Origin of the sequence: Aliivibrio fischeri, assembly GCF_009727955.1 — a bacterium.
Lineage (GTDB): Bacteria > Pseudomonadota > Gammaproteobacteria > Enterobacterales > Vibrionaceae > Aliivibrio > Aliivibrio fischeri_A.
In genome coordinates this window covers 1-3,135 of sequence record NZ_WOBR01000017.1, presented here as the reverse complement: position 1 = coordinate 3,135, position 3,135 = coordinate 1, and the positions used below count along the sequence as shown (strand labels likewise).

Sequence of the window (3,135 nt, the reverse complement as noted above, 5' to 3'; positions counted from 1 at the left end):
TCGGAAAGCTATATTCTGTTCTTAATCACATTCAATTCGTTTCTTGCAACTTTAAATCCGTTCAAAACCCCTTGGGTGTTGTATGGTTAAGCCTCACGGGCAATTAGTATCAGTTAGCTCAATGCCTCGCAGCACTTACACACCTGACCTATCTACGTCGTAGTCTCCAACAACCCTTTAGGATACTTAAAGTATCAGGGATGACTCATCTCAGGGCTCGCTTCACGCTTAGATGCTTTCAGCGTTTATCGATTCCGAACTTAGCTACCGGGCAATGCCACTGGCGTGACAACCCGAACACCAGAGGTTCGTCCACTCCGGTCCTCTCGTACTAGGAGCAGCCCCCTTCAATCATCCAACGCCCACGGCAGATAGGGACCGAACTGTCTCACGACGTTCTAAACCCAGCTCGCGTACCACTTTAAATGGCGAACAGCCATACCCTTGGGACCGACTTCAGCCCCAGGATGTGATGAGCCGACATCGAGGTGCCAAACACCGCCGTCGATATGAACTCTTGGGCGGTATCAGCCTGTTATCCCCGGAGTACCTTTTATCCGTTGAGCGATGGCCCTTCCATTCAGAACCACCGGATCACTATGACCTGCTTTCGCACCTGCTCGAATTGTCATTCTCGCAGTCAAGCGGGCTTATGCCATTGCACTAACCTCACGATGTCCAACCGTGATTAGCCCACCTTCGTGCTCCTCCGTTACTCTTTGGGAGGAGACCGCCCCAGTCAAACTACCCACCAGGCACTGTCCGCAACCCCGATAAGGGGCCAACGTTAGAACATCAAGCATACAAGGGTGGTATTTCAAGATTGCCTCCACAAATACTGGCGTACTTGCTTCAAAGGCTCCCACCTATCCTACACATGTAGGGTCAATGTTCAGTGCCAAGCTGTAGTAAAGGTTCACGGGGTCTTTCCGTCTAGCCGCGGGTACACTGCATCTTCACAGCGATTTCAATTTCACTGAGTCTCGGGTGGAGACAGCGTGGCCATCATTACGCCATTCGTGCAGGTCGGAACTTACCCGACAAGGAATTTCGCTACCTTAGGACCGTTATAGTTACGGCCGCCGTTTACTTGGGCTTCGATCAAGAGCTTCGACCGAAGTCTAACCCCATCAATTAACCTTCAAGCACCGGGCAGGCGTCACACCGTATACGTCATCTTACGATTTAGCACAGTGCTATGTTTTTAATAAACAGTTGCAGCCACCTGGTATCTGCGACTCCCGGCAGCTTAGAGAGCAAGTCTCATCACCGCTAGGAGCGTACCTTCTCCCGAAGTTACGGTACCATTTTGCCTAGTTCCTTCACCCGAGTTCTCTCAAGCGCCTTAGTATTCTCTACTCGACCACCTGTGTCGGTTTGGGGTACGATTCCTTACAATCTGAAGCTTAGAGGCTTTTCCTGGAAGCATGGCATCAATGGCTTCACTACCGTAGTAGCTCGACATCGTATCTCAGCCTAGTGTATTCCCGGATTTGCCTAAGAATACAGCCTACATACTTGAACTTGGACGACCGTCGCCAAGCCCACCTAGCCTTCTCCGTCCCCCCATCGCAATTGTAAGAAGTACGGGAATATTAACCCGTTTCCCATCGACTACGCCTTTCGGCCTCGCCTTAGGGGTCGACTTACCCTGCCCCGATTAACGTTGGACAGGAACCCTTGGTCTTCCGGCGAGCGGGTTTTTCACCCGCTTTATCGTTACTCATGTCAGCATTCGCACTTCTGATACGTCCAGCACGCTTTACAACGCACCTTCAACCGCTTACAGAACGCTCCCCTACCCAATACAGTAAACTGTATTGCCGCAGCTTCGGTGTATAGTTTAGCCCCGTTACATCTTCCGCGCAGGCCGACTCGACCAGTGAGCTATTACGCTTTCTTTAAATGATGGCTGCTTCTAAGCCAACATCCTGGCTGTCTGAGCCTTCCCACATCGTTTCCCACTTAACTATAACTTTGGGACCTTAGCTGGCGGTCTGGGTTGTTTCCCTCTCCACGACGGACGTTAGCACCCGCCGTGTGTCTCCCGGATAGTACTTACTGGTATTCGGAGTTTGCAAAGGGTTGGTAAGTCGGGATGACCCCCTAGCCTTAACAGTGCTCTACCCCCAGTAGTATTCGTCCGAGGCTCTACCTAAATAGATTTCGGGGAGAACCAGCTATCTCCAGGTTTGATTGGCCTTTCACCCCTAGCCACAAGTCATCCGCTAATTTTTCAACATTAGTCGGTTCGGTCCTCCAATTGATGTTACTCAATCTTCAACCTGCCCATGGCTAGATCACCTGGTTTCGGGTCTATATCCAGAGACTGAACGCCCAGTTAAGACTCGGTTTCCCTACGGCTCCCCTAAACGGTTAACCTTGCCACTGAATATAAGTCGCTGACCCATTATACAAAAGGTACGCAGTCACACCACGAAGGTGCTCCTACTGCTTGTACGTACACGGTTTCAGGTTCTATTTCACTCCCCTCACAGGGGTTCTTTTCGCCTTTCCCTCACGGTACTGGTTCACTATCGGTCAGTCAGTAGTATTTAGCCTTGGAGGATGGTCCCCCCATATTCAGACAGGATATCACGTGTCCCGCCTTACTCGTTTTCACTGATGATGAGATGTCGGTTACGGGGCTATCACCCTGTATCGCGGCACTTTCCAGAGCCTTCACCTGTCTCATTAAAAGCTTAAGGGCTAACCCAATTTCGCTCGCCGCTACTTTCGGGATCTCGGTTGATTTCTCTTCCTCGGGGTACTTAGATGTTTCAGTTCTCCCGGTTCGCCTCACTACACTATGTATTCATGTAGTGATACGTGCTTATGCACGTGGGTTTCCCCATTCAGAAATCCCAGACTCAAATGGTTTTTACTACCTAATCTGGGCTTATCGCAAGTTAATACGTCTTTCATCGCCTCTGACTGCCAAGGCATCCACCGTGTACGCTTAGTCACTTAACCATACAACCCCAAGAGGTTTCGTATGGCATAAACAACCAAGGTTGAACTCGTCATTGCGAGTTCTGGTTTTTCGCCGGATTCAAAATACAAGAACACTTGAATGTGTTGTTCTTCGTTTTACAAAGTAAAACAAAGGATATTAAGAACTTTTAAATTTTGATT

General features: G+C 49.7%; 1 rRNA gene. It reads right to left on the bottom strand.

Going from position 1 to position 3,135, the window contains the following annotated elements:
- Window positions 1–82: 82 nt before the first annotated feature.
- Window positions 83–2,973, bottom strand: a 23S ribosomal RNA gene (locus GNP81_RS18905).
- Window positions 2,974–3,135 lie beyond the last annotated feature (162 nt).